Origin of the sequence: Arthrobacter stackebrandtii (assembly GCF_017876675.1) — a bacterium.
Classification (GTDB): domain Bacteria; phylum Actinomycetota; class Actinomycetes; order Actinomycetales; family Micrococcaceae; genus Specibacter; species Specibacter stackebrandtii.
Genome location: NZ_JAGIOI010000001.1, coordinates 2254694 through 2279801 on the forward strand (window position 1 = coordinate 2254694; position 25108 = coordinate 2279801).

Here is a 25108-nt window from a genome sequence, read left to right on the forward strand (position 1 = left end):
CATGTGCCCCGCCAACACTTCCGCCGGTGCCGGGCCCGCCTCCGAGACGGCTTCCCCCGCTCCAGGCTCGACGCCGGCTCCCGCACCAGCTGCCCCGGCCTGGCCCTTGTGGGAAGTCTTCGTACGGTCAAACCGCGGACTCAGCCACGTCCACGCCGGCTCGCTGCACGCGCCGGATGCGACCATGGCGCTGCGCAACGCCCGCGACCTCTACACCCGCCGCAACGAGGGCGTGTCCATCTGGGTGGTCCCGTCCGACGCCATCGCAGCCTCCGACCCCGACGCCAAGGGCTCCTTCTTCGAATCCCCGCAGGGCAAGGACTACCGCCATGCCACCTACTACACCAAGAGCGAAGGGGTGAAACATTTATGACCGCTCCCACCGGTTCCCAACCCCAGAAGCATCGCAACCCCACCCCCTGGGCCCAGGGGGACAGCGCCGCCTCCGCCACGCGCATCACGCCCGGCAACGCGCTGCGCCCCGAGGACATTGCGCTCACAGCAGCCGAAGGCACAGCCCACCCCTCCGGGGATGTGGCCGAATACGCGCTCCGTCTCGGCGACGACGCCCTCATCCTGGCCCAGCGCCTGGGCCAGTGGATCTCCCGCGGACCCGAACTGGAAGAAGACGTGGCCCTGGGCAACATCGGCCTTGACCAGCTCGGCCACGCCCGCTCCTTCCTCAGCTACGCCGGGGCCGCATGGGGCAAGACCGAGGACGACCTCGCCTACTTCCGCCGTGAACCCGAATTCCGCTCCGCCCACCTGTTCGAGCAGCCCAACGGCGACTTTGCCGCCACGATCGCCCGCCAGTTCGTCGCCGCCAGCTGGCAGTACCCGCTCTACCGCGAACTCAGCAGTTCATCGGACCCCATGCTGGCCGCCATTGCCGCGAAGGCCGTGAAGGAAGTGGACTACCACCTGGACCACAGCACGCAGTGGGTGCTGCGCCTGGCCGGCGGCACGGAGGAATCGCGCCGGCGCATGGTGGCGGGGCTGGACCTCATGTGGCCGTTTGTGGGCGAGCTCTTTGAGGACGATCCGCTCACCACCCAACTCGGGGACGCCGCCGTCGTGCCTTCCAGCCTGACGGCGGAGTTTGACCGAACCACCGGCGCCGTCCTGGCCGAGGCGGAGCTGGCCGTTCCCGCGCACCCCATGGCCACGGGAGGCGGCCGGCGGGGCCGGCACTCGGAGCACCTTGGCTACCTGCTGGCCGAAATGCAGGTCCTGGCGCGCGATTTCCCCGGGGCAAGCTGGTGAGCGCCGTGCAGACACAGACACTGCAGCAGGCGGCCTGGGAGATCGCAGCCGCCGTGCCGGACCCCGAACTTCCCGTGCTGAGCATCGCGGACCTCGGCATCCTGCGCGCCGTCGAGGTGGGCGACGCTGCCGGGATGCCCGACGCCGGAGGGCCGGGTTCCGCGGCAGGCCGGCCTGCCGTGCGGGTCACCATCACGCCCACCTACTCGGGCTGCCCCGCCATGGACACCATCCGCGGCGACGTGCGGGCCGCGTTCACTGCGGCGGGCTGGCCGGAGCCGGAGATCGTGACGGTGCTCTCGCCCGCGTGGACCAGCGACTGGATGAGTGCCGCGGGCCGGGCCAAGCTGGAGGCGTTTGGGATTGCCCCGCCCAGCGGCCGCTCCGGTGTGCGCAGCGGGCCCGTCCGGCTGGCGCTGGCCGTGAAATGCCCGCACTGCCAGTCGCTGCACACCCGTGAGCTGGCCCGGTTCGGCTCCACCTCCTGCAAGGCGCTGTACGTGTGCACGGACTGCAGGGAACCGTTCGACTACTTCAAGGTGCTCTGATGACTGTTCCCACCACCGCCAAGGCCCGGCGCCGGGCGTCGTTTCACGAACTGGAAGTCTCGGAGGTGCGGCGGCTGACGGACGACGCCATCGAGGTCACCTTTGCCGTGCCCGCAGCCCTTGCCGGCTGGTACGACTACCTGCCCGGGCAATACGTGGCGCTGCGCGTGCACATGCCCGATGAACACGGTGTGCTCCGCGAACTGCGCCGCAGCTACTCCCTGTGCGCGGTGCCGGTGCAGTTTCCTGACGGCAGCTCGGAGCTGAAGATCGCCGTCAAGCGGGACATCGGCGGTGAATTCTCCACCTGGGCCAATGCGGAACTGGCCGCCGGCGCCGTCATGGAGGTCATGAGCCCGCAGGGTGCCTTCATTTCGCACAGCACCCCGGGCGCCGTTTCCGCATCTCAAGGAACCGGCGCAGTGTCCAATGTCCTCAACAGCATGAACCACCCCGAGGAGCTGGGCCGTCGCACGGGAAAGTACGTGGCCATCGCGGCCGGCTCCGGCATCACGCCCGTCATGGCGCTGGCCAAGTCCCTGCTGGGCGGCAGCCCCGCGGCCAGGCTGGATTTGATCTACGCCAACAAGGCCGCCATGGACGTGATGTTCCTCGAGGAACTCGCGGACCTGAAGGACCGGCACCCCGGCCGCTTCGCCGTCCACCATGTGCTCTCGCGCGAGCAGCGGATCGCCCCGCTGCTGAGCGGCCGCCTCGACGCCGAGAAGCTGGAGGCCCTGCTGGGCAAGGCCGTGCACGCCGAGGACGTCGACGAGTGGTTCCTTTGCGGCCCCTTCGAACTGGTCCAGCTGTGCCGCGACGTCCTGGCCGCCCGCGGCGTCGCCCGCAGCGACATCCGCTTCGAGCTGTTCACCACCGGCCGCCCGGACCGCCCCGCGGGCCAGCACGGCCGCCCCGTCCTGATCGACTCCTCCGAGGAAACCACCAAGATCACCTTCACCCTGGACGGCCTCACGGCAGATGTCCGCAGCCCCGTCCACGCCCGCGAAACAGTCCTCAACGCGGCCCTGCGCATCCGCCCCGACGTGCCGTTCGCCTGCGCCGGCGGCGTGTGCGGCACCTGCCGCGCCAAGCTCGTCTCCGGCAACGTCACCATGGATGAAAACTATGCGCTTGAGCCCGAGGAGCTCGACGCCGGATACGTCCTGACCTGCCAGTCGCACCCCACCACGCCGGAGGTGGCCGTTGACTACGACGGCTGACACGGCCCGCCACAAGGAGCAGCCATGATCGAACTGTCCATTGCCGACGGCGTTGCAGAGGTTGTGCTCAATGCCCCCTACAAGCTGAACGCGCTGGATGAGGCCGGGCTGGGGGAGCTGTCCGCCGCGTACGACGACGCTGCTGCCGCCGCCTCCGCGGGCACCGTCCGGGCGCTGCTCCTCCGCGGTGCGGGACGGGCGTTTTGTGCCGGCCGCGACATCGCCGGGGTGGACGGCGCCAACGACGACGCCCGCGGGTACCTCGAGGGGCTGCTCACGCCGCTGCTGCAAAAGATGGCGGACTTTCCCGCCCCCACCTTTGCCGCTGCCCAGGGCGCCTGCCTCGGCGTGGGGCTGGGCCTGCTGATTGCCACGGACGTGGTCTACGTGGCGGAGAATGCCAAGTTTGGCTCTCCGTTCGGCAACCTCGGCGCCACGCTGGATTCCGGCGGGCACTGGCTGTTCACCGAAGCCTTGGGGGCACACCGCACCCTTGACCTCATCTACACCTCAGCCTTGATCGGCGGATCCGAAGCCGTTGCATCGGGCCTGTTCAGCCGGGCCCTGCCCGCCGACGGCCTGCTGGACTTCACCCGCGCCTCGGCAGCGAAAACCGCAGCCGGCCCAACCCAGGCCTTCAACGCCAGCAAATCCCTCGTGGCAGCGATCCGGGGGAAGCGGCTGGGACTGTGGGACGCCGTCGTGCTGGAAAATGAGGCGCAGGTGGCCCTGTCCAAAACGGCCGACTATGCGGAGGGCTTCGCCGCATTCACGGAAAAGCGCAAGCCCAGGTTCACCGGAAATTAGCCCCCCCGCCCTCCAGACGCCGCATCAGATATGACGCGTTTTTCCCCAACGCGGCATCAGATAATTCCCGGTTTCCCGCAACGCGGCACCACCCAGCCGCCAACGATTACTTTCGGCCGGTGAAGTGCTCCATCGACTTGTACACGCCGAACACGCGGCCGGCCACCACGTCCCAGGCCTTGATGGGCAGGACGCCGCGCAGCGCTGTGCTGAGCTTCACGGTCCACGGCATCATGAGGACCGGGGTGCCCTCCTTCATGGCGCGCCAGACGCGCTGGGTGACAGCTTCCGGTTCCATGAGCGGGGTCAGCAGCGGGCCGCGGGCGCCCTCGAACATGCCGGTCTTGATGTAGGACGGGCAGAACGTGGTGACGCGGATGTGCGTGTGCCCGGCCTGCACGAGCTCGAGGCGCAGGGAGTCGCTCCACCCGATGACCGCCCACTTGGACGATGAGTAGACGCTCATGCGAGGGTTCGCCAGCAGCCCGGCGGCCGAGGCCACGTTCACGATCCGCGACGTCCGGCCCCCGGCGATCATCTCCGGCAGGAATTCGCGGGTGATGTGCATCAGGGCAAGCGTGTTGATGTTCATCGTGGCGGCGATGTCGCTGCGCTGGTCGTGCTCCCAGAAATACTTGCCGCGGACAATGCCGGCGTTGTTGATCAGGATGTCGGGGGTGCCCACCTCCGCACGCACCTTGGCGGCGGCCTCCTCGATCGCCTCAAGCCTGCTGACGTCCACAACGTAGGCGTGGATGTCGGAGCCGCGGCCCCGCAGCTCGGCGGCAGCCTCCTCCAGCGCCGCCGCGTTCACATCCCACAGCACTACGTGCGCGGCATGGTCCGCCACGGCCAGCCTGGCGTACATCGCCCCCATGCCCATGGCGGCGCCGGTGATGAGGATGGTCGCTCCGGAAAGGGAATCGATGGTGCCGGTCATGGTGCTTCCTTCGGGTTGGTGGGCGGGGCAGGTATCAGCTTGCCGGGGTTCATGATGCCGTGCGGGTCCAGGACGCCCTTGATGCCGGCCAGCACCTGGATCCCGAGCGCGCCAATTTCCGCCTCCATGTACGGGGCATGGTCGATCCCGACGGCGTGGTGGTGCGTGATGGTGGCGCCCGCGGCAACAATCGCCTCCGACGCCGCCGCCTTGACCCGGGCGTTTTGCGCCAGCCCGTCTTCCTCCAGCCCGGACAGGAACGTGAAATAGAGGGATGCACCGTCTGAATACACGTGCGAGATGTGCGTCTGCACAAACGCCGCCGCACCCTTTTCCCCCAGCGCGGCGAGGATGGCCGAGCGCACGGCCGCGTACGTCGACGCCACCTTCCCCCACGTCGCCGCGGTCTCGAGCGTCTCGACATACACGCCGCGGGTCAGCAGCTCGTCGCGCAGGTACGGCCCGCTGAACCGCCCGTGCTCCCACGATTTCCCCGGCAGCGGCCCCAGCGAAATCCCGCCGGCCGCCCGCATGATCCGGGCGCTGCGCCGCTTGCCGGCCCGGCCTGCGCGCTCGCTGCCCTCCCACACAAACAGGGCCATGGCCGGCCTCTTTTGCCCGCGTACGCGCAGGTAGCGCTGCAGTGCGGCGGTCTTCGCGCCGCCCAGTTTAAAGGTCGACGCCGTTTCGTCAGTATCGCTCAAGCGGCACACATGCGGCATGTCGCCCCGTGCGCCGTCCTGCCGGAGTTTGCGCATGGCCTCGGCCCCGGCCTCGAATGAGGGGAAGGACCAGGCGCCGTACACCTTGGCCTGCGGGACGGGGACCACCTTCAGCGTTGCGCTGGTGATGACACCAAGGGTCCCCTCGCTGCCCACCACAACATCGAGCAGCTTGGGGCCGGCGGCCGACCCCGGTGCCGGGGATCCGGCGTCGAACGGGCCGGCAGGGGTCTCCAGGTGGACCTGTTTCACGAGGTCATTGGAGCGGCCGTAGCCGGTGGAGGCCTGGCCGGCGGAGCGGGTGGCTAGGTAGCCGCCGAGGCTTGCCTCCTGGTGGCTTTGCGGGAAATGGCCCAGTGTCAGCCCGTGCGGGGCAAGCGCCGCCTCGATGGCCGGGCCGCGGATGCCGGCCTCGAAGGTGGCGGTGCGGGCCAGCGGGTCCACGTGCAGCAGCCGGTCCATGCGCCGCATGTCCAGCGTGATGACGGCGTTGAAGCGGCCGCGCACAGGCTCCACGCCGCCCACCACGGAGGTGCCGCCGCCGAACGTGACCACGGCGAGATTCCGCTCCACGCAAAGAGCAAGGATGCTGCGCACCTCCTCGGCGCCGGCCGGGAAGACGACGGCCTCCGGCGCCTCGAGTGCGTCGCCGCTGCGGCGCCGGATCAAATCCGGTGTGCTCTTGCCTCCGGCGTGCAGGATGCGGGTCGTTGCGTCGGTGGCAACGTGGTCCGGCCCCGTGATGGCGGCGAGTTCGTTGAGCGTGGCGGCATCCAGGGCGGAGGGGCCCACGCGGACGTCGGCCATTGTGACGGGCGGGTGGTCCCCGGCGACGCCCTTGAGCTTGAGGGTGCGGCGCAGGAAGTCCAGCGCGCCGGGGCCCAGGGGCTTTGCACGGGCGGGGTCTCCCCAGCCGTACCAAACCGACCGGGGAATTTCTTCTGTAATGTGCGTCACCATGAGATACAGTGTGACACATGAAGTCACAACGTACCAGCACTTCGGTGGATGCCCGGCTGCTGGCTGCCATCCGCCAGGCCGTGGTGGTCCACGGGGTCCGCCGCACCACGGCCAACGACATCGCCGAGCGCGCCGGCATCTCCCGCATGACCTTCTACCGGCGCATGGGTTCGGTGGAAAATGCGGTGCTGGTGTCGCTGACGGAGGAGTTCCGCACCTTCACCGCGGATGTGCCCGAGACTCCCGGCACCGGCCGCGAGCGGCTGGTCCGCTTTGCCGTGGAAAGCGTGCGCGTGTTTGCCACCTCGGAACTGTTGGCCTCCATCGCCGAGCGCGATCCGGAGTTCCTGATCCCGTACGTCACGGACCGGTTCGGATCCAGCCAGCAGCTCATCCTGGACCGGCTGCACGCCATGTTGGACGACGGCGTGGCCGACGGCAGCATCGAATCCGCGGACGCAACCGCAACCATGCTGCTGCTGGCGCTGCAGGGCGTGGCGCTCTCCTGCCGGGTGCTGCTGCGCACGGGCGTCTTTGAAGCAGCCCTTGCCGAGCTGGCGACCATGCTGGAACGCTACCTCACGCCGTCGGGCGTCAATTCAGGCGGCCGCACCACGGACTCGGAGAGGTAAAAATGGCCAACCCCACCTGGCTCAATGACGACACCAGGGCGCGCTCGCTGGACCGCGTGGCAGGGCACACCGTGGACGTGGCGGTGGTGGGCGGCGGCATCACCGGCGCGGGCGTGGCGCTCGATGCGGCGAGTCGGGGGTTGAGCGTGGCGCTTGTGGAGAGCGGTGACCTTGCGTCGGGGACCAGCGGCTACAGCTCCAAGCTGGTGCACGGCGGGCTGCGCTACCTGGCGAAGATGGATTTTGCCGTGGCGTGGGAATCCGCGGTGGAGCGGCGCTGGCTCATGGAGCGGATCGCCCCGCACCTGGTCCACCCGCTCGCGTTCGTCATCCCCGATGCCCGCAGTGCGCCGGCGTGGGAGGGCCTCGCGGCGGGGTTTGGCACCGTGCTGTACGACGGCCTGCGCCGGGCATCCGGGCTGCGCAGTTCCGTGCTGCCGCGCCCGCAGCTGCTCACGCCGGCGGCGGTGGCGGCGCTTGCCCCGGCCCTGGACGTGGCGGGGCTGCGGCGCGGCTACTTGTACTGGGACGGGCAGCTGGTGGATGACGCGCGGCTGGTTTTCGCCGTGGCGCGGACGGCGGCCGGGCTCGGGGCGCACATCCTGCGCGACGTGCGGGCGGTGGCGGTTGGCGCCGACCGGGTGGACGCCGTTGACGTCCGCACGGGTGCGCCGCTGGCTGTCCGGGCCAGGACCGTGGTCAATGCCACGGGTGTGTGGGCCGCCGGGTTCGATCCCGCCCTGACCGTCACCCCCAGCCGCGGCACCCACCTGGTGGTGCGGGCGGAGCGGCTCGGCCTGCCCCACGCGGCCCACACCGTTGCGGTTCCCGGGCACTTTGGCCGCTACGTTTTTGTCCTCCCGCAGCCGGGCGGGCTGGTCTACATCGGGCTCACCGATGAGGAGGACCGCACCGCTGACGGCCACCGTCCGCCGGTTCCGGAGCACGACGTCGAATTCCTCCTTGGCATTGTCAACGCCACCTTGGCGGTGGCACTGGTGAGGGACGACGTCGTGGGCGCCTTTGCGGGGCTGCGTCCCCTGGCCGAGGCGGCGCACGGCGACGGTTTCGACGGCACGGCCGACATCTCCCGCCGCCACCTCGTCACGGATGTGCCGGGCGCACCCATCACCGTGGTGGGCGGGAAGCTGACCACGTACCGGCGCATGGCCCAGGATGCGGTGGATGCGGCGGCCGCACGGCTTGGTGCCGGCGCGGGCGTGGGTGCCGGGATCCGGCCGTGCCGGACCAGGACGCTGCCGCTTGTGGGGGCGGCGGGGCCGGCCCAGCTGAAATCACTGGCGGCCCCGCCCCGGCTTGTGGCAAAGTATGGCACCGAGGCCGTGCACGTGCACCGGCTGGGACAGGAAGAACGAATCTTGCGCGAACCCTTGTTTGACGGCACGGACATCACCGGCGCTGAACTGCTGTTTGGCGTGCGTGCCGAAGGCGCTTGCACCGTGGCGGACCTGCTGGAGCGCCGCACCAGGCTGTCGTTTGTGCCGGAGGATGCGCAGAAGGCCCGGGAGCGTGCCGGGGAGATTCTTGCCATGGCGGCCGGGAAATGAGCGGCGCGGACACGTCCGGTTCAGGCAGTGTGGCGCTGCCGTATGGCGGGCAGGTGCTGCTTCTGGTCAACCCGACCTCCGGGCGCGGACGCAGCATGAAGGTGCTGCCCAAGACCGTTCAGGCATTCGCGGAGGCGGGGTTCACGCCGGCGGTCGTCATCACGGACAACCTGGCGGACGCCACGGCCCAGGCACGCGCCGCCGCGGCCGGATCGCTCGTGGCGGTGCTGGGCGGTGACGGCTTTCTCGGTGCCGTTGCGGCGGGCGCCATGGAATCCGGTGCCGTGCTCCTGCCGCTGGCAGGAGGCCGCGGCAACGACACCGTGCGCCGGATGGGCCTGGGCCTGGACCCGGCACGGACGGTTGCGTCCCTGCCACAACTGTCGGTGGCGGCGCTCGACCTTGGACTCGTCAACGGCAGGCCCTACTTTGGCGTGGCCAACGTCGGGTTCGACGGTCTGGCCAATGAATACGGCAACAGCGCGCGCCTGAACCTGGGCCCGTTCGTGTACCTGTACGGCGGGGTCAGGGCCTTCTTCGAGTGGAAGGACGTCGTGTTCACGGTGGAGGTGGACGGGGAGGCGAGCATCTTCACCGGCTGGTTCACCGCCGTCGGAAATGTGGGCCAGTACGGCGGCGGGCTGCGGATCAACCCCCTGGCCAAGGCCGACGACGGGCAGCTGGATGTGGTCTCCCTCGGAAGCGCGTCGATCGTGCGCGTCATTTCCGTGTTCCTGCGGGCGTTTCGGGGCGCGCACCTGCGCCAGCCCGGTGTCAGCTTTGCGCGCGGGCGGACGGTGCGGGTCAGTGCCAGCAAGCCGCTGAACATCTACGCCGACGGCGAGCGGGTGGGCCCGCTGCCCGCACTGCTGGAGGTGGCCCCCGCCGCGGTGGCGGTGCTCCTGCCGAAGGGCTCGAAGGTCCTGCGCTGACCGCCTTTTCCGACGCCGCATCAGATAAGCACCAGTTTTTCCGGACGCGGCATCAGATAAACAGCTATTTCCCCCGACGCCGCATCACAAAGGGGAAGGCCATGGTCAGGGCGCCGAGGGCGAGCAAGACCAGCGCTTCACCGGGGAAGTCGAAGATGCGCAGCAGGATGGACGCAGCGAGGTAGGGAAGCGCCGCCCACATCAGCGGGGCAAACTTCAACCGGCTGCCCCACGCCAGCAGCATGAGTGCAAAGTACAGGCTTAGTTCAAAGCGGGCAGACCATTCGACCATGTAGAACGCCGCAGCAACAATGCCCAGCACTCCGGCGGCGGAAACCGTCTGGCGGCGTGCCTCGGACTTGTCCGTGAACTTCAGCGAGATCCACAGGAGCACGGCGCAGGCAGCCGGGACCAGCGGGGCCAGCTGGAAGACTGCCGAGCCAATATTGGCGGGGTCGTTGGACCCCAACAGGATCATGAGCCCGGACAGGACGGCGCCGAGGCCGGCCGCCAGGAAAACCCGCCCATTGACCAGGGGCGCCTCCTGCGCAGCGATCGCGGATTGGTCGGGGAGGGGCTGAAGGGCGGGGGATTGCGTCATGGTTCAATTGTCGCCGCTTTGCCGAGGGCTGTTCACCACCGGCCCCGCGAAGGGTGCCGGCCGGAAATTGTCCTATGCCGGGGAGCCCTTCAAAACACCCTTGGGTTTTTGACCCGCGGCTGTGGGCACCCGTGGCCGCCTTGCCCACAACCTTGAGCTGCGCGCGGACAGGGCCAGCAGCACCAGAATGTCCAGCGGCAGCCCGAAGATGTCGCTGCCGAATGGGACGGGTTGACCTGTGAAGAAGCCAATCGCGGCTGTCACCACCAGCAGGGCGGTGTACGCCAGGGCTGCGATCCGAGCCCAGTTGCTGCCCCGGAACACCAAGATTGCCAGCAGGTAGCACAGGCCCGCACCCAGCAAGGATGCCCCGGCGATGGCAACCAGAACCAGGTCCAGCCACCACGTCTCCGCGGCTGTTGCCGTGCCCGCCGCTTCCTCGGCAATGTGCCGCCAATCCCGCACGATCGCAATCGTTGCCAGCGTGCTCATCACCCCGCCAACCAGCATCAAGGCCACCCCGAGCGTGGTGGAGAGCGGCCGATGCTGCGCCCTGGCAATGCGGCGGGCGTCCAGGCCGGGCCCCAGCGGGTTGCCTCCGTCCGGGACGTGCACCTTGGCAAGGTCAATGACGGGCAGGTTGCCGTCCGTCTTGATGGAGTCGCCGCCCCCGTTGCGTGAGTGGTAGCCGGAGGAGAAGTCCTTGATCACCCGGACCTCAACGTCGTCGCCGCTGTCCTCCAGCGTCTTGACGATGTGGTCCCGCTCAACGTCTGTGTCGGCGGCGATCTTGTGCGTGACCTGCAGGGTAAACAGGGAGAAGCCCACCGATTTGTCGAATGTGCCGCCGCCCATCCAGTCCGCCCTGTGGCCGCCGGGCAGCAGCCAGCCCTCCGGGCAGCGCCAGAACCTCACATGGTGGCGCTTGGCCGGGTTCCCCTCCACTTCCTGCTGGTAGGCCAGGTCCTGCTGGTGGCCGAACAGCAGCAGCGGGCTCACGGGCGCTTCGTCGTAGCTTCGTTTCATGACGGTGGAGGTGATGATGCGCCAGCTGGAGCCCAGCGTGACCTCGTCCGCGCGTATCCAGCCGGCACGGGTCATGGCTTGGTGCAGCTGGGCTTCGGTGCCCATGACAGCAAGGTTGATGGGGTCACCCAGCAAACCGTCGCTCGTCCTGGCCCGGCCAATGAAGTAGTTCGGAACGTAAATCTCCGTCAGGATCTTGTGGAGCCGCGGCAACACAAGGTAGGCAAGCAGCAGCCAGAACAGGAGGGCGAATGGGGCCAGCCGCCAGCCCCACCTGAAGTCTTCTGTGAACACGAGCCAGGCAAGCCAAATGGCTGCGAGTCCGCTGAACGCGAAGGCCAAGTTGTCAACGACTGCATTCATGGAGTCCCTGCGTGCGCGCCACTTGCCGGCCCCTACCTGCGGGTCCTGCCGTTCCTGTGCTGGGTGGGCCTCCATGGGGCCATCCTAGTCTCGGGACTGCGGCAGGCGGGTCAACCGCAGGGCCGCCCGTCCGCCGTCGGGCATCAAGGGAAAATCCGCACCTTAGTTGAGCACACGGGTGCCCGCCGGCAGCGCGCCGTTGTCCATGAGGGCGAGGGCGGCGTCGGCCAGAGCGGTCAGGGCCACGCGCTGCATCCATGGGCCGTAGGAAATCCGGGCCACGCCCAGTTCCTGCAGCCTGGACGGCGGCAGCGAACCCGGCACATTGATGACGGAAACAAGCCCAGGCCCGACGCCGGCAACAAGCGACTTGACCGTGTGCTCGTCCAGCTTGCCGGGGAAGAACACGCAGGCGGCGCCCACCTCCAGGTAGGCCCGGCCGCGCTCAATGGCGGACTCGAGGACCTCGCCCGGATCGCGGTCGCCGGCCAGCAGGAATGCATCGGTGCGGGCGTTGAGGACAAAGTCGATGCCCTCGGCTGCGCCGGCGTCGACGGCCTGCTTCATGCGCGCCACCGACTGCGCCAGCGGCAGCATCTGGTCCTCGATGTTGGCGCCCACGATGCCCACGCCCACGGCCCGCCGGACGGTTTCGGCGGGATTGCCGTAGCCGCGCTCCAGGTCCGCCGTGACGGGCAGCTCGGTGGCGGCGGCGATCCGCCCGACCGCCTCAATCATGGTGGCCACGGGCATGTGCTCGCCATCCTCATAACCGTACGACGCCGCGATCGAATGGCTCGCCGTGGCGAGCGCCGTGGTCCCGGGCAGGTCCGCCACCACCTTCGCGCTGACGGCGTCCCACACATTCGCCAGCTGCAGGATCTGCGGCGCGCGGTGGAGGCGGAGCAGTTCGGACGCCTTGCTTGCAGTGCTGGAAGTAGTGTTCATACTGATTGAGCGTAGCCCGGTGGACCGCCGGCCGGTACCCCCTGCCGCGGGGCTGGTGCGCCGTGCATGATTGCGCCGGCGCCGCCAGGGCCGACCGTCAGCGGGTGTCCAGGTCCTCGAAGATCAGGAAGGTCTGCGTGTCCAGCACCCCGGGCATGGACTGCAACTGGTCGAAGACGACCCGCCGCAGCCCCATGTTGTCCTCGGCGCGCACCAATAGGATCACGTCGAAGTCGCCGCCCACCAGGGCAATGTGGGCCACCTCCGGAATGGCCCGCAGTTCCTCGCGCAGTTCCCGCCACGCATGCTGGCTGACCTTCAGGGTCACGTAGGCGCTTGACTTGAGCCCCGCCTTGACCGGGTCCACGAGCGCCGTGAACTTGGTCAGGATCCCGGTCTCGGTGAGCCGGGAAATCCGCGCATAGGCGTGGGCGCGGGAGACATGCACGTTGGCGGCCACGGCGCTGACGGATATCCGCCCGTCCCGGACCAGTTCGGCAATGATCTTCCGGTCCACGTCATCCAGGGGGACCTGGCTGCCTGTTTCCATGATGTTCCTCCCCACCGTCGCCGGGCCGGGCAGTTCCCGTCCGCCGGGATGGCCGGCAGCCGGACGAGCTGCGCGCCAGGGCGCCTCCCGCCACGATTGTGTCTTTCAGACTATGCAGTACGTGCGTAAAGTTCCAGAGTTTCCCCGAGTAATGGCGACGTTCCGCAATCAATTCCATACTGAAATGAACGGAACATCTTTGCTGGCAGGACCAGCTGGGAGGAGTGAGTGTTCAATGACGAACCATCCGGAATTCTTGAACCACCCCGGGAATGCGGCGCTGCAGGCGGGCAGCCGCGGACTGACGGGCGAGTACCTGCTGCCGTCCGCGGAACCCGTCCGGCTCATCAACGCCGACGGCACGGCGCACTCCGGCGGCAAGTACAAGGAAAGCTACACGCTGCCCGCGCCGGAAACCCTGCTCCAGGGGTACGGCGGGCTGGTCACGGGCCGGCGGATCAACGAACAGGCCGGTGCGCTGGTGCGGCAGGGGCGGATGGCGGTGTATCCGTCGTCGTACGGTCAGGAAGCGTGCCAGGTTGCGGCGGGGATGTGCCTGCGCCGCAGCGACTGGCTGTTCCCCACCTACCGCGATTCCGTGGCCGTCATTGGCCGCGGCGTGCCGCCCATGGCAGCGTTCGAGGCGCTGCGCGGGGACTGGCACAGCGGCTTCGACCCCAACCGCTACAACACGGCCTTGCCGGCCACGCCGCTGGCCACCCAGCTGCTGCACGCGGTGGGTGTGGCGCACGGGGCCAAGCTGCGCGGGGAGGACACCGTGGTGCTGGCCCTGTGCGGCGACGGCGCCACGAGCGAGGGCGACTTCCACGTGGCCCTGAACTTTGCCGCCGTCTTCCACGTTCCGGCCGTGTTCCTGGTCCAAAACAACCAGTACGCCATCTCGGTTCCGCTCATCCACCAGTCGGTGGCGCCGTCCCTGGCCCACAAGGCCATTGGCTACGGCATGCCCGGCGAGCGCGTGGACGGCAACGACCTCGCCGCCCTGCTGGCCGTGCTGGGCAGTGCCGTGGACCGGGCCCGCAACGGCGGGGGCCCCGCCCTGGTGGAGGCCCACACCTACCGGATGGAGGCGCACACCAACGCCGACGATTCCACCCGCTACCGCTCCGCCGCAGAGGTGGCGCAGTGGGTTCCGAGGGACCCGCTGATGCGGCTGAAAAAATACCTGTACGACGCCGGGGCGCTGGGTTCCGCTGCAGCGGAGCGTTTCGCCGCGGCCGCCGAGGAGACGGCGCAGGCGCTGCGTGACGGACTCAATGCCGAGACCCGGCCCGACCCGCTGGACATGTTCCGCTTTGTGTTCAGCGAGCCCACCCCTCAGCTGCGCGAGCAAGGCCGGCAGCTGGAAGCCGAACTCGCCGCGGGCCAGGCTGCCGCCGGCCATGCATCCGCAGCCCAGCCGTCAGCGGGCCGGCCATGACGGCGGCACCAGCCATCAACGCCCCGGCATTGTCCGGGGTGCAGAGCCTGACGTTTGCCAAGGCGCTGACCCTGGCCATGGCGGACGCCATGGAGGCCGACCCTTCAGTGGTGGTTTTTGGTGTGGACGTGGGGAAGCTGGGCGGCGTGTTCCGCGTGACGGACGGGCTGACCTCCCGGTTCGGGGAGGAACGCTGCTTTGACACGCCGCTGGCCGAGTCCGGCATTGTTGGCATGGCCACCGGCATGGCCATGAACGGCATGCGCCCGGTGGTGGAGATGCAGTTCGACGCCTTTGCCTTCCCGGCGTTTGAACAGATCACCAGCCACGTGGCCAAGACGGGCAACCGCACACGCGGGCAGGTCCGGCTGCCCCTGGTCATCCGCATCCCCTACGCCGGCGGGATCGGCGGGGTGGAGCACCACTGCGATTCCTCGGAGGCGCACTACGCCCACACCCCAGGCCTGGTTGTGCTGACGCCGTCGTCGGTTGCGGACGCCTACACCCTGCTTCGCGAGGCCATCGAGTCCCCGGACCCCGTGGTGTTCATGGAGCCGAAGAAGCTGTACTTCACCAAGGCCACGGTGGACCTGGACGCGCTGCGCTCCCGGCACTCATCGCCCGCCGATCGGGGAGGGGCCAATGGCGTGCCGTCCAGCATCGGGCGGGCAACCGTGCTGCGCGAGGGCACCGACGCCACGCTCATCGCGTACGGCCCGTCCGTGGCGCCGGCGCTCGCCGCCGCGGAGACCGCGGCCGCCGAGGGCCGCTCCTTGCAGGTCATCGACGTGCGTTCACTGGTGCCGTTCGACGACGACACCGTCAACGCCGCTGTCCGGTCCACGGGCCGCGTGGTGGTCGTCGCGGAGGCGCCGGGCTTTGCCTCGATGGCGTCGGAGATCGCGGCGCGCATCCAGGAGCACTGTTTCCATTCGCTGGCCGCACCCGTGCTGCGCGTGAGCGGATTCGACGTCCCCTACCCGCCGCCGCGGCTGGAAAAGTACTACCTGCCCGGCGTTGACCGTATTCTCGACGCAGTCGACCGGCTCCAATGGGAGGAATCATGAGCGTCCAAACAGGAGGGCAGGTGTTCCTGCTGCCGGACCTGGGCGAGGGGCTTGTCGAGGCCGAACTCGTCTCGTGGCTGGTCGCCGTGGGCGACTCCGTGCAAGTCGACCAGCCCATCGCAGAGGTGGAAACCGCCAAGTCCGTGGTGGAGGTGCCCTCGCCCTACGCGGGAACGGTGGCCACGCTGCACTGCGAGGAGGGCGGCACCCTGGAAGTGGGCCAGCCGCTGGTCACGATCGCGGCGGACGGCACCGCGGTCCCTGAACCCGAAGTTGCTGGCTCCGGAAATGTCCTCATCGGCTACGGGACCTCCGGTGTGGGCGGCCCCGGCCGCAGCCGTCCCGCCGTGCAGGCCGCGGCGGCACGGCAGGCGCCGCTGGTGGTGTCGCCCGTGGTGCGCAAGCTGGCGCACGAGAACCGAATTGCGCTCGCCGGTCTCGAGGGCACCGGCGCGGGCGGGCTGATCCTGCGCGCCGACGTGGAAGCGGCCATCGCAAGGGCCGGGGCAGCAGGCATGGCCGCGGCCGGGACGCCAGCCGCGCCCGGCACACCTGCGGAACCACTCGGGAAGGAACCGCACATGGCAGACCAGCGCGGGGAGGCGCCGGCACCCGGGGAGGTGTCCGCCGTCGTGGATCAGCGCACGGGCCTGGCGGTGCTCTCACGGACCCCGCTGGCGGGGCTGCGGAAGGCGGCGGCCGAGGCCATGGTGCGCAGCCGGCGCGAGATCCCGGATGCCACGGTCTGGGTGGACGTGGACGCCACGGCGCTGATGGAGCTGCGGCGCGGGCTCCAGACGAAGGGTTCTGCACCGGGGCTGCTGGCGTTCGTGGCGCGGTTTGCGGCGGCGGGGCTGGCCCGGTTCCCGCAACTCAATTCGCAGCTGGCCAGCGAAGGCGGCACGGATTTCCTGGTGGAGTTCGGCGGCATCAACCTGGGCTTCGCAACGCAAACCGAACGCGGGCTGGTGGTGCCGGTGCTCCGCAACGCGCAGGGCCGCAGCGCCCGGGAACTGGACGCCGCCATCCGCGGGCTGACCGGGCGGGCGCTGGAGGGGCATGCCGGGCCGGGCGAACTGGGCGGCGGCACGTTCACCATCAACAATTACGGGGTGCTGGGCGTGGACGGATCGGCCACCATCATCAACCGTCCGGAGGCCGCCATGCTGGGCCTGGGGCGCATCACGGACAAGCCGTGGGTGGTGGACGGGGCGCTGTGCGTGCGGAAAATGACGGAGCTGACGCTGTCGTTCGACCACCGGGTCTGCGACGGCGCAGTGGCCGCCGGCTTTCTGCGCTTCGTGGCCGACGCCATGGAAAACCCGGCCTCGGTGTTGGCCGACTTGTAGGGTTGGGGCAGGCCGCCCGGCCCGGATCCACTTGAACGGAGGGACGCAGCATGCCCGAACAGCCGGCATGGCAGGACCTTGGCGGCGGCAGCTACGTCCTCGCCAGCAGTGCCGCGCGGGCACTGGTGAACATCGGGCTTGTGGTGGGCACCCGCCGCGCGCTGCTGATCGACACCGGCTGCGGGCCCCGCCATGCCGCCGAAATCCTCTCCGCCGTGCGGGAGCTCACCGCCCTGCCGCTCACCGTGGTCAACACCCATGCCCACTGGGACCACTTCTTCGGCAACGCCTTCTTCGCAGCGGAGGGCGCCAAACGTGCCGCCGGGAGTGCCGCGATTGATGCCGGTGGTGCCAAGCACGACGGCGGCACCGAGTTTTGGGCACACGCCGCCGCCCTGCGTGGCATGCAGGAGACGGGGGAGTCGCAGCGGGTTGCGGTGGCGGGCCCCGAACCCGAGATGGCGGCCGGGGCCGGGCCATGCACGGAACTTGTCCTGCCCACGCACCTTGTCCGCGACCGGCCTGTGCGCCTGGACCTGGGCGGGGTGGCCGTGGAGTTGTTCAGCATGGGCCGGGGCCACACGGACGGCGACCTCATGGTGGGCGCACCCGGCGTCCTGTTTGCCGGCGACGTGCTGGAGGAGGGCGCCCCGCCGCAGTTCGAGGACGCCTTCCCGGCCGAGTGGTCCGCGGTGCTGATGCAGTTGGGCCGCATGGGGGAACGCTACCCGGTCATGGTGCCCGGACACGGCCGCCCGGTCGATGCGGCGTTCGCCGCCAGGCTCGCAAGCGCCGTCGAGGCCCGCGCCTGAGAGATCCGCTTTAGCGTTGCACTGGCCGGTTGCGCGGGATCCAGTAGCCGAGCACCGCAGCAGCGGCCAGACCCAGCACGCCCGTCGCGGCGATGCCGAACGCCAGGCTGACGGCGGCCGTCAGCCCGGCCAGGATGGCCGGGCCGCTCGAGCCGCCGATGTCGGAGAAGAAACGCCAGATGCCCAGAAACTGGGCGCGTCCGCTGCGCGGTGAATAGTCGGCGCCAAGCGTCATGATCAGGCCCGAACCAATGCCGTTGCCGAATCCCACCAGCAGCGCCGCCAGCAGCAGGGTGATGGCGCCCGTGGTCAGCGGCATGAGCAGCAGGGCCACGCCCATGAGCACCATGGACGGAACGGCCACCCAGTTGCGGCCCTTCCTGTCCATTACCTTCCCTGCCGGGTAGAACACCAGCATGTCGATGGCCCCGGACAGCCCGTAGATGATGGAGGTGGCGGCCGGGCTGAGGCCCAGGTTGTCAGCCCACAGCGGCACCACCACCTGGCGGGAGGAGCGGACGGCACTGACCAGCAGCACGCCGATGCCAACCGTCAGGAAAATTCTTCGGTTGGCGGCCAGCAGGGCCCCGATCGGGGGGGCAGGCCCGGCAGGTGCCGGCCCGTCGCCGCTGACAAGGTCCGGCAGGCCCCATGCGAGCGCTCCCGCACCGGCCACGGCAATGGCCGCCACCCAGTAGGCGCCGGGCAGGCCCCACAAGTGGATGACCAGGGCGCCCACAAACGGTCCCGCGAACAGCCCGATCCGCCCCACGCCGCCCAGCGTGGACATGGCCCGCGCCCGCATGAGCGGCGGCACCGCCTCTGTCAGGTAGCTTTGGCGCGCCAGGTTGAATACCGCCGCCGCGGCCCCGATGAGGAACACTCCGGCCGCAAACATGAAGAGGTTGAGCGCAAACACACAGCACAGCATGGCGCCCACGCTCAGGGCCGCCGCACCCAGCATGCCGCGGCGCTCACCAAACCTTGCCGTGATCATGGAGGCGGGGATGTTGCTGACCAGCGAGCCGATGCCGATCAGGGCCACGACCAGCGCCGCCCCGGCCAGCGAGGAGCCCTGCTCGCGGGCGGTGAGCGGGATGATGGGCAGGATGGCGCCTTCGCCGATCCCAAACAGCAACGACGGCCCAAACGCCGGAACGGCAATGGACCACAGGCTGAAGTCTCCGGGATTCCCTGATTTGCTCACTGACCCCACCTTAGCCCCGAGCCCCGCCCCGCCCGCGGACGCCCGCCCGCCTTGGAAAACCCGGCGGACGGAAAACACCATTGACGCGGCGGCGCCAACACGCGAATCATGGAACCATGAGCTCACAACTCGCTGGCGTGTGGCATGCCCTGGAGGACAAGGTGGCGCAGGGCTGGGCCCCGGGCATGGTGGCCGGGATCCGCCACGGCGGCGAAACGGAATTCTTCGCCACCGGCGTCCGCACACTCGGCCGGCCCGAACCAATGCGCGCCGACACGCCGTTCCGGATCGCCTCGCTCAGCAAGCCCATCGCCGGGGCGCTCGCCGTCTCCATGATCGCCGACGGCTCCCTGTCACCCGACGACCCCGCCGACATCTGGCTCCCGGAACTGGCCTACCCGCGCGTCCTCACGAGCCCCGGTGCACCCCTGGAGCACACCGTCGCCGCCGAGCACGACATCACCGTCCGCCAGCTCCTGACACTCACCCACGGCCTCGGCGTCAGCCTCGAGGACACCCCGCTGGCCCGCGCCGTCGCCGCTGCCGGACTGCTCCCCGGCGCCCGCCCGCTCCCCATGGCCCCGGACGATTACATGGCCCGCATCGGCGCCCTCCCGCTCGCGCACCAGCCAGGCACGCGCTGGAGCTACCACATCGGCTCCGACATTCTCTCCGTCCTCATCGCCCGCGCCGGCCAGGCTCCGCTGGGCGACATCCTGCGCGAACGCATCACCGGCCCGCTCGGCATGGCGTCCACCGGCTTCACCGGAAATCCCGCCGAGCTGCCCACCGCCTATGAATGGACGACGGCGGGACCTTCCGTCTTCGATGGACCGGAAGGCATGTTTTCCCGGCCTCCGGGAACGGAGTCGCTCGGCGGGGGACTCGTCTCCACGGTCCCGGACTACATGGCGTTCCTGGCCGCACTGGCGGACGACACCCTGCTGCCGCCGGACCTGCGAGCCCTCATGACCAGCGACCAGCTCAACGATTCCCAGAAGGCCGGACTGGACGGGATGCTGGACCCCGGAACGTCCTGGGGCTGGCAGGTCTCCGTGGAACCCGGCGGACGCTACGGCTGGACGGGCGGCACAGGCACCACCGCGTATGTGGATCCGGAAAAGGATGTCATCGGGGTGCTGTTCACCCAGCGGCTGATGTCCGGCCCGGACGAAGACTTTGGCTACTTTTGGAAGCCCCTCGCCGCGGCACTCGGCTGAGCCGGCGCAAAGCCTGGGCACACAGCGGCCCGGCGCAACGGCACGGTGCCCGCTCAGCGGGAGGAACGCCGTCGTACGGGAAGGGTGAGAAGCAGCGTTGCGGCAAATGTCAGGCCATAGCCCACCGCCATGATCTGGGCGACGCCCACCAGAAAATAGCTGACAGTGCTGTTGGTGTTGGGCATGGGCGAGGAGGTCATGATGGCAGCCACCACAGCCGCCGATGCCAGCGCCAGGACCAGGTTCAGCACCGTCCACCAGCGCCGGGACGCCCAGTGCGCCGCGGCCCCCAGCCACACGTTCCACGTTGGTCCGGTGCGCATTACGGGCAGCGCCGCCAGGGCCGTCCAGAAGGCCACGATGAAGTACGCGGCCACGACGTCGGAGGGGCGGTGCCACTGGTTGATGAGCGTGGAAATGCCGGCGGCGATCGCATAGCTGCCGCCCACAAACGCGGCCGCCGGGCGCCAGCGGGGCGAGACCACCAGGAACACCGCAGCGGCGGCGCTGGCAGCCAAGGTGCTGTGGCCCGACGGCAGCGAATTCAGGGCGAGCGTGTTGACGCCAAGGTTGGGGCGGTCGGGCAGGCCGGCCTTGATGAGCTGCGTGGAGAGGTTGGCGGCGGCCATGGCGACCAGGGCGATTCCAGCCGCCTTCCAGCGCCGCCGCGCAAGTGTTACGAACAAGACCACGAAGGCTGCGATGACCACGGACGTGGCTGGAAGCAGGTCCAGGACCTGGGCCGTCTGCACCCCGATCCGCTGCCGGGCCGCAGCAGCCTCCACCAGTGCGGACTCGTCAATGAACTGTCCGGTGGTGGTTTTGACGAAGAAAATATAGGTGGAGAGCAGTCCAGCCAAACTTATGACCGCCGCCGTCAGGAACGGCCAGGCGGCAATGCGCGACACAGCATGGCCGGTGCGGCCAGGGCGGTGGGGTGCGGCGTGCGTATTCATCGCCTCTAGGTTCCCACAGATTCGCAGGAGGGCCGTGATCGAGCCGCTACAGTGGTGACATGTTTTCACCCCCCACCCTTGATGAACTCTTCGCTGCCTCGCACGTGGTTTCGCTGCCCATGCGCACCAAGTTCCGGGGGGTGATGGAGCGGGAGGTCATGCTGTTTGACGGGCCTGCGGGCTGGTCGGAATTCGGTCCCTTCCTGGAGTACGGCGACCTGGAGGCGGTCCGCTGGCTGGCCTCGGCCGTGGAAGCCGGGTGGCTGGGCTACCCCGAGCCGGTGCGCCAGTGGGTCCCGATCAACGCCACGCTTCCGGCGGTTCCCGTGGAGCTGGTGCCGGAGGTGCTGGGCGCCTTCGACGGAGTGCACACGGTGAAGATCAAGGTCGCAGAGCCGGGGGAGTCCCTGCGCGACGACGCTGCCCGGGTCGGTGCCGTGCGGCACCTTCTGCCGGAGGCCAAGATCCGCATCGACGCCAACGCCGGCTGGACGGTTCCGCAGGCGGTGGCTGCGCTGCGCATGCTCTCGGTCTTTGACCTGGAGTATGCGGAGCAGCCGGTCGCGACCGTGCCCGAAATGGCCGCCGTGCGCCGGGCCATGGGCGGGTCCGTGCTGATCGCCGCCGACGAAAGCGTCCGCAAGGTTTCCGACCCGCTGGCCGTGGCCCGCGCCGGAGCCGCCGACCTCATCGTGGTCAAGGCCGCCCCGCTCGGCGGCGTGGGCCGGGCACTGGACATTGTGGCCGAGGCCGGCCTGCCCGCCGTTGTCAGCTCCGCCCTGGACTCCTCCGTGGGCATCCGGACAGGGCTGGCCCTTGCGGCGGCGCTGCCGGAACTGCCGTTTGCCTGCGGCCTGGGCACCGTGGCGCTCATGGCCGGGGACGTAACCGGCACCAGCCTGCTGGCCTCCGTGGGCGGCATGTCCGTGCGGGATGTCACGGCCGACCCCGACCGACTGGAGTACTTCGCCGCCGCGCCCGAACGCCAGCAGTGGTGGCGCGAGCGCCTCCGCCGCTGCCAGGCCCTCCTGTAACCTCTCCCCTCGGCGCCTGTAACCCCTCCCCTCGGCGCCTATGACGCACTTGTTGCACTGGAAAGCGCTTCCTAGGCCAGATTTGGTGCATCTGCTGCGTCATAGACGGCTGGCAGGAAGGCATGGCTAGAGTTGAGGCGTGACTTTACTTAGCTCCATGGATGCCGCCCGCTACGTTGTTGACGCGCTGGAACGCGCCGGGGTGCGCCACGTGGTGGTGGCTCCCGGCTCCCGCAGCGCCCCGCTGGTCTACGCCCTCGCCGAGGCAGAGGCCGACAACCGCCTGGCCAGCCACGTCCGTATCGACGAGCGCGTGGCCGGGTTCACCGCCCTTGGCCTGGCCCTGGGCACGGGGGAGGCTGCCGCCGTCGTGACCACCTCCGGCACGGCCGTGGGCAACCTGCTGCCCGCGGTGATGGAGGCAAACCACGCGGGCGTGCCCCTGGTGGTGCTCTCCGCCGACCGCCCCGAGGAGCTCCGCGGCACCGGCGCCAACCAGACCACCGTCCAGCTGGACATCTTCGGCGAGCACGTCCGCTTCGCCACCGACGTTCCCGCCGGCACCGACCCCTCCAGCGCCGTGGCCACCGCCCTGACGGCTGCACTGGGCCGCCTCCCCGGCATCCCCGCCGGCCCGGTCCAGGTCAACCTCGCCTTCCGCGACCCCCTGACACCCGCGCTCGACGGCTCCGAATGGGAACGCCTGCTGCCCGTGGTGGACGCCCCGGAGACCCCCAGCATGGACGACGGCGGACCCACCTCCCAGGTCCCCGGCGCCACCGCGGCCGCCGGGGATGGTGACGGCGCAGCCGCTGCCGCTGCCGCTGCCAACGCGATTGCGGCAGCGATCCCCGACGCAGCCCTCCCCGGAACAAGCCACCGCACCGTGGTGGTCGCCGGGCACGGTGCCGGGCCCGAAGCCGAGTTCTTTGCCCGGCTGCTGGGACTGCCGCTGCTGGCCGAGCCGTCGTCCAATGCCCGTTTCGGGCCCAATGCCATTGGCCCGTACCGGTTCCTGCTGGAGCGGTTCGGCCCGGACAGCGGCCAGCCCATCCAGCGCGTGGTCGTCTTTGGCCGGCCCACGCTCTCACGCCAGGTCAGCGCCCTCCTGGCCCGGACGGACCTTGAGCGTGCATTGTTTGTCCCTGCGCCCGTCCCGTGGTTTGAGGCCGGGCGCCGCACAGAACTGGTGCTGACCCAATGGGGCCAGCTTCTCGGCTTTGCCGGCCGCGGCCCGGACGGCTGGCTTGCAGCCTGGCAGGCCGCGGCCGCCGACGCCGAACACGCCCTGGACGGCATGCTTGAAGGTGTCGGCACCGGGCACCCGGACGACAGGCCCACCGGCCTGGCCACGGCCCGTGCACTGTGGCGCACAGCCCAGCGGGACCACGGCAGCAACCTCGTCCTCGGCTCCTCCAACCCCGTCCGCGACGCAGACCTCGCCGCACGCCCCACTCCGGATAACCACATCACGGTGCACTCCAACCGCGGCCTCGCCGGGATCGACGGCACCATCGCCACCGCCACCGGGATCGCCCTGGTCACGGACCGCCCCACCCGCGTCCTGCTTGGGGACGTGACGTTCCTGCACGATACCGGCGCCCTCAACCTCGGCGCCACGGAAGCCCGCCCAGCCCTGCAGATCGTCGTCCTGAACGACGGCGGCGGCGGCATCTTCACACTGCTGGAGCACGGCAGGCTGGCCGAGGCGCCCGGCTACGCGGCCGCCGTCGAGCGCTTCTTTGGCACGCCGCACACGGCCGACATCGGGGCACTGGCGGCTGCCTTCGGCTGGGGCCACGTCTTGGTGCGCACGACGGCGGAACTCGCCCGCGCACTCGCCGCACCGGTGGAGGGGCCCGTCATCGTGGAAGTTGCCGCCGCCGGCCGTGACGGTTTGCGGGCCCTGCACGCCCGGATCGCTGCCGCCCTGGGATCGTAGGGGCTTTTCCTAACTTTCGTCCAGACGGCGCGCAGGAACTGTGGAAGAAACGCTGGTGAAGTGGTTGGCATGGACAAGAACACACCACACCCCAACCACGACAAGGGCCTTGAGTTTGACCTGGGCACCATCCTCAGCAGGCGCCGCACGCTGGGGCTGGTGCTCGGAGCCGGCGCGATCGCCGGCCTCACTGCCTGTGCACCGGCGCCGGAGACTGCAGCGGGCACTGCCCCGGGAACCACAGCGGCGCCCGGCAGCACGACGCCGGCCGCCCCTTCCGCCGTTGCGACGGCCACGTCGGAGCCCACCGCCGAGGTCACCCGGGCCATCGCCGAGTGCGCCGCCAACACGCCTGACACGCCGGAGGAAACCGGCGGCCCCTACCCGGCCGACGGCTCCAACGGTCCCGACGTGCTCACCGCCTCCGGCGTGGTCCGCCAGGACATCCGGGGCAGCTTCGGCGCCTCCACTGCGCAGGCCGAGGGAATCCCGCTGACCGTCACCCTGACGCTCCTGGACAACGCCCAGGGCTGCAAACCGCTGGCCGGCGCCGCCGTCTACCTGTGGCATGCCACCCGCGACGGCAAGTACTCGCTCTACGACCAGGGCCTGGAAAACGAGAACTTCCTGCGTGGCGTCCAGGAGACCGACGCCAACGGCCGGCTCAGCTTCACCACCATCTTCCCCGGCGCCTACAACGGGCGCTGGCCGCACATCCACTTCGAGGTGTTTGAATCAATGTCCAACGCCACGTCCGCGGGCCAGATTCTGCGCACCTCACAAATCGCCATGACGGAGGCCTCCTGCAACGAGGTTTACGCCACCGCCGGGTACGAGTCGAGCCTGCAGAACTTTCCCCGCACACCCCTGGCCAGGGACATGGTCTTCGGGGACGACGGCGGCATCCACCAGCTGGCGTCCACCTCGGGTTCCGCTGCGGATGGCTACAGCGCAGCCCTGAACGTGGTCATCTAGCCGCCATCCAGCCACGGCACCT

General features: G+C 69.6%; 24 protein-coding genes. 16 read left to right on the forward strand and 8 right to left on the reverse strand.

What is annotated here, in order from left to right; translation table 11 throughout:
* Position 1: 1 nt before the first annotated feature.
* The 5 genes from paaB to JOF48_RS09575 are packed head-to-tail and all read left to right on the forward strand — an operon-like array spanning position 2 to position 3841.
* Positions 2 to 373, forward strand: coding sequence for a 1,2-phenylacetyl-CoA epoxidase subunit PaaB (gene paaB / locus JOF48_RS09555; RefSeq protein ID WP_245346477.1), 372 nt, complete (start codon positions 2 to 4; stop codon positions 371 to 373).
* Positions 370 to 1263, forward strand: a complete 894-nt coding sequence (paaC, locus tag JOF48_RS09560) for a 1,2-phenylacetyl-CoA epoxidase subunit PaaC (RefSeq protein WP_209680104.1) — start codon at positions 370 to 372, stop codon at positions 1261 to 1263. The genes paaB and paaC overlap by 4 nt, the downstream gene beginning before the upstream one ends.
* Positions 1264 to 1268: 5 nt before the next feature.
* A complete protein-coding gene (gene paaD / locus JOF48_RS09565) occupies positions 1269 to 1811 on the forward strand; it encodes a 1,2-phenylacetyl-CoA epoxidase subunit PaaD (protein WP_342591206.1) in 543 nt (180 codons plus the stop codon).
* On the forward strand, positions 1811 to 3034 hold the full coding sequence (gene paaE, locus JOF48_RS09570; protein ID WP_209680107.1) for a 1,2-phenylacetyl-CoA epoxidase subunit PaaE: 1224 nt from the start codon (positions 1811 to 1813) through the stop codon (positions 3032 to 3034). Before paaD ends, paaE begins: the two co-directional genes overlap by 1 nt.
* Before the next feature lie 24 nt (positions 3035 to 3058).
* On the forward strand, positions 3059 to 3841 hold the full coding sequence (locus tag JOF48_RS09575) for an enoyl-CoA hydratase/isomerase family protein (protein ID WP_209680110.1): 783 nt from the start codon (positions 3059 to 3061) through the stop codon (positions 3839 to 3841).
* A 106-nt stretch (positions 3842 to 3947) separates the two neighbouring features.
* Here JOF48_RS09575 and JOF48_RS09580 read toward each other — a convergent pair whose 3' ends face one another.
* Both JOF48_RS09580 and JOF48_RS09585 read right to left on the reverse strand, forming a co-directional pair.
* A complete protein-coding gene (locus JOF48_RS09580; RefSeq protein WP_209680112.1) occupies positions 3948 to 4781 on the reverse strand; it encodes an SDR family oxidoreductase in 834 nt (277 codons plus the stop codon).
* Positions 4778 to 6463 carry an FAD-binding oxidoreductase gene (locus tag JOF48_RS09585; RefSeq protein ID WP_209680114.1) on the reverse strand — a complete coding sequence of 562 codons (1686 nt, stop codon included), beginning with the start codon at positions 6461 to 6463 and terminating at the stop codon, positions 4778 to 4780. The genes JOF48_RS09580 and JOF48_RS09585 overlap by 4 nt, the downstream gene beginning before the upstream one ends.
* Positions 6464 to 6480: 17 nt before the next feature.
* On the opposite strand from JOF48_RS09585, the gene JOF48_RS09590 reads away from it, so the two are divergent.
* From JOF48_RS09590 to JOF48_RS09600, 3 genes are read left to right on the forward strand one after another with little or no spacing between them, the layout of a single operon-like run.
* Entirely contained in the window at positions 6481 to 7095 is a 615-nt protein-coding gene (locus tag JOF48_RS09590) for a TetR/AcrR family transcriptional regulator (RefSeq protein WP_209680116.1), read from the forward strand.
* 2 nt (positions 7096 to 7097) lie between these two features.
* On the forward strand, positions 7098 to 8663 hold the full coding sequence (locus JOF48_RS09595; RefSeq protein ID WP_209680118.1) for a glycerol-3-phosphate dehydrogenase/oxidase: 1566 nt from the start codon (positions 7098 to 7100) through the stop codon (positions 8661 to 8663).
* Complete coding sequence (locus JOF48_RS09600) at positions 8660 to 9595, forward strand: diacylglycerol/lipid kinase family protein (protein WP_209680120.1); 936 nt, start codon at positions 8660 to 8662, stop codon at positions 9593 to 9595. The genes JOF48_RS09595 and JOF48_RS09600 overlap by 4 nt, the downstream gene beginning before the upstream one ends.
* A 64-nt stretch (positions 9596 to 9659) precedes the next feature.
* On the opposite strand, the gene JOF48_RS09605 is transcribed toward JOF48_RS09600, so the two are convergent.
* From JOF48_RS09605 to JOF48_RS09620, 4 genes are all read right to left on the reverse strand, one after another.
* A complete protein-coding gene (locus JOF48_RS09605) occupies positions 9660 to 10196 on the reverse strand; it encodes a hypothetical protein (protein WP_209680123.1) in 537 nt (178 codons plus the stop codon).
* A 72-nt stretch (positions 10197 to 10268) separates the two neighbouring features.
* Positions 10269 to 11660: an LssY C-terminal domain-containing protein gene (locus JOF48_RS09610; RefSeq protein ID WP_209680125.1), complete on the reverse strand. Its 1392-nt coding sequence runs from the start codon at positions 11658 to 11660 to the stop codon at positions 10269 to 10271.
* A gap of 87 nt (positions 11661 to 11747) precedes the next feature.
* Complete coding sequence (locus tag JOF48_RS09615; RefSeq protein ID WP_209680128.1) at positions 11748 to 12533, reverse strand: isocitrate lyase/PEP mutase family protein; 786 nt, start codon at positions 12531 to 12533, stop codon at positions 11748 to 11750.
* Between the two features lie 97 nt (positions 12534 to 12630).
* A complete protein-coding gene (locus tag JOF48_RS09620; RefSeq protein ID WP_209680131.1) occupies positions 12631 to 13083 on the reverse strand; it encodes an Lrp/AsnC family transcriptional regulator in 453 nt (150 codons plus the stop codon).
* Between the two features lie 235 nt (positions 13084 to 13318).
* On the opposite strand from JOF48_RS09620, the gene JOF48_RS09625 reads away from it, so the two are divergent.
* From JOF48_RS09625 to JOF48_RS09640, 4 genes are read left to right on the forward strand one after another with little or no spacing between them, the layout of a single operon-like run.
* A complete protein-coding gene (locus tag JOF48_RS09625) occupies positions 13319 to 14524 on the forward strand; it encodes a thiamine pyrophosphate-dependent enzyme (protein WP_209680134.1) in 1206 nt (401 codons plus the stop codon).
* Positions 14521 to 15591 carry an alpha-ketoacid dehydrogenase subunit beta gene (locus JOF48_RS09630; protein ID WP_209680136.1) on the forward strand — a complete coding sequence of 357 codons (1071 nt, stop codon included), beginning with the start codon at positions 14521 to 14523 and terminating at the stop codon, positions 15589 to 15591. The genes JOF48_RS09625 and JOF48_RS09630 overlap by 4 nt, the downstream gene beginning before the upstream one ends.
* Positions 15588 to 16940, forward strand: coding sequence for a dihydrolipoamide acetyltransferase family protein (locus JOF48_RS09635; RefSeq protein WP_245346478.1), 1353 nt, complete (start codon positions 15588 to 15590; stop codon positions 16938 to 16940). The genes JOF48_RS09630 and JOF48_RS09635 overlap by 4 nt, the downstream gene beginning before the upstream one ends.
* 50 nt (positions 16941 to 16990) lie before the next feature.
* A complete protein-coding gene (locus JOF48_RS09640; RefSeq protein WP_209680140.1) occupies positions 16991 to 17752 on the forward strand; it encodes an MBL fold metallo-hydrolase in 762 nt (253 codons plus the stop codon).
* Positions 17753 to 17762: 10 nt separating this feature from the next.
* On the opposite strand, the gene JOF48_RS09645 is transcribed toward JOF48_RS09640, so the two are convergent.
* Positions 17763 to 18959: an MFS transporter gene (locus JOF48_RS09645; RefSeq protein ID WP_342591207.1), complete on the reverse strand. Its 1197-nt coding sequence runs from the start codon at positions 18957 to 18959 to the stop codon at positions 17763 to 17765.
* Between the two features lie 116 nt (positions 18960 to 19075).
* On the opposite strand from JOF48_RS09645, the gene JOF48_RS09650 reads away from it, so the two are divergent.
* A complete protein-coding gene (locus JOF48_RS09650; RefSeq protein WP_209680144.1) occupies positions 19076 to 20179 on the forward strand; it encodes a serine hydrolase domain-containing protein in 1104 nt (367 codons plus the stop codon).
* A gap of 53 nt (positions 20180 to 20232) precedes the next feature.
* On the opposite strand, the gene JOF48_RS09655 is transcribed toward JOF48_RS09650, so the two are convergent.
* Positions 20233 to 21135: a phosphatase PAP2 family protein gene (locus JOF48_RS09655; RefSeq protein WP_209680146.1), complete on the reverse strand. Its 903-nt coding sequence runs from the start codon at positions 21133 to 21135 to the stop codon at positions 20233 to 20235.
* A 59-nt stretch (positions 21136 to 21194) separates the two neighbouring features.
* On the opposite strand from JOF48_RS09655, the gene JOF48_RS09660 reads away from it, so the two are divergent.
* The 3 genes from JOF48_RS09660 to JOF48_RS09670 all read left to right on the forward strand — a co-directional run bounded on the left by JOF48_RS09660 (position 21195) and on the right by JOF48_RS09670 (position 25086).
* Positions 21195 to 22169: an o-succinylbenzoate synthase gene (locus JOF48_RS09660; RefSeq protein ID WP_209680148.1), complete on the forward strand. Its 975-nt coding sequence runs from the start codon at positions 21195 to 21197 to the stop codon at positions 22167 to 22169.
* Positions 22170 to 22326: 157 nt separating this feature from the next.
* Complete coding sequence (menD, locus tag JOF48_RS09665; RefSeq protein ID WP_209684392.1) at positions 22327 to 24111, forward strand: 2-succinyl-5-enolpyruvyl-6-hydroxy-3-cyclohexene-1-carboxylic-acid synthase; 1785 nt, start codon at positions 22327 to 22329, stop codon at positions 24109 to 24111.
* A gap of 69 nt (positions 24112 to 24180) precedes the next feature.
* Positions 24181 to 25086, forward strand: a complete 906-nt coding sequence (locus JOF48_RS09670) for an intradiol ring-cleavage dioxygenase (protein WP_209680150.1) — start codon at positions 24181 to 24183, stop codon at positions 25084 to 25086.
* The last annotated feature ends 22 nt before the right edge of the window (positions 25087 to 25108 follow it).

Bases quoted from the DNA above. Each gene is read 5' to 3' on its own strand.
- paaB (WP_245346477.1), top strand. From the start codon at position 2: ATGTGCCCCGCCAACACTTCCGCCGGTGCCGGGCCCGCCTCCGAGACG.
- paaC (WP_209680104.1), top strand. From the start codon at position 370: ATGACCGCTCCCACCGGTTCCCAACCCCAGAAGCATCGCAACCCCACC.
- paaE (WP_209680107.1), top strand. From the start codon at position 1,811: ATGACTGTTCCCACCACCGCCAAGGCCCGGCGCCGGGCGTCGTTTCAC.
- JOF48_RS09575 (WP_209680110.1), top strand. From the start codon at position 3,059: ATGATCGAACTGTCCATTGCCGACGGCGTTGCAGAGGTTGTGCTCAAT.
- JOF48_RS09580 (WP_209680112.1), bottom strand. From the start codon at position 4,781: ATGACCGGCACCATCGATTCCCTTTCCGGAGCGACCATCCTCATCACC.
- JOF48_RS09585 (WP_209680114.1), bottom strand. From the start codon at position 6,463: ATGGTGACGCACATTACAGAAGAAATTCCCCGGTCGGTTTGGTACGGC.
- JOF48_RS09590 (WP_209680116.1), top strand. From the start codon at position 6,481: ATGAAGTCACAACGTACCAGCACTTCGGTGGATGCCCGGCTGCTGGCT.
- JOF48_RS09595 (WP_209680118.1), top strand. From the start codon at position 7,098: ATGGCCAACCCCACCTGGCTCAATGACGACACCAGGGCGCGCTCGCTG.
- JOF48_RS09600 (WP_209680120.1), top strand. From the start codon at position 8,660: ATGAGCGGCGCGGACACGTCCGGTTCAGGCAGTGTGGCGCTGCCGTAT.
- JOF48_RS09605 (WP_209680123.1), bottom strand. From the start codon at position 10,196: ATGACGCAATCCCCCGCCCTTCAGCCCCTCCCCGACCAATCCGCGATC.
- JOF48_RS09610 (WP_209680125.1), bottom strand. From the start codon at position 11,660: ATGGAGGCCCACCCAGCACAGGAACGGCAGGACCCGCAGGTAGGGGCC.
- JOF48_RS09615 (WP_209680128.1), bottom strand. From the start codon at position 12,533: ATGAACACTACTTCCAGCACTGCAAGCAAGGCGTCCGAACTGCTCCGC.
- JOF48_RS09620 (WP_209680131.1), bottom strand. From the start codon at position 13,083: ATGGAAACAGGCAGCCAGGTCCCCCTGGATGACGTGGACCGGAAGATC.
- JOF48_RS09625 (WP_209680134.1), top strand. From the start codon at position 13,319: ATGACGAACCATCCGGAATTCTTGAACCACCCCGGGAATGCGGCGCTG.
- JOF48_RS09630 (WP_209680136.1), top strand. From the start codon at position 14,521: ATGACGGCGGCACCAGCCATCAACGCCCCGGCATTGTCCGGGGTGCAG.
- JOF48_RS09635 (WP_245346478.1), top strand. From the start codon at position 15,588: ATGAGCGTCCAAACAGGAGGGCAGGTGTTCCTGCTGCCGGACCTGGGC.
- JOF48_RS09640 (WP_209680140.1), top strand. From the start codon at position 16,991: ATGCCCGAACAGCCGGCATGGCAGGACCTTGGCGGCGGCAGCTACGTC.
- JOF48_RS09650 (WP_209680144.1), top strand. From the start codon at position 19,076: ATGAGCTCACAACTCGCTGGCGTGTGGCATGCCCTGGAGGACAAGGTG.
- JOF48_RS09655 (WP_209680146.1), bottom strand. From the start codon at position 21,135: ATGAATACGCACGCCGCACCCCACCGCCCTGGCCGCACCGGCCATGCT.
- JOF48_RS09660 (WP_209680148.1), top strand. From the start codon at position 21,195: ATGTTTTCACCCCCCACCCTTGATGAACTCTTCGCTGCCTCGCACGTG.
- menD (WP_209684392.1), top strand. From the start codon at position 22,327: ATGGATGCCGCCCGCTACGTTGTTGACGCGCTGGAACGCGCCGGGGTG.
- JOF48_RS09670 (WP_209680150.1), top strand. From the start codon at position 24,181: ATGGACAAGAACACACCACACCCCAACCACGACAAGGGCCTTGAGTTT.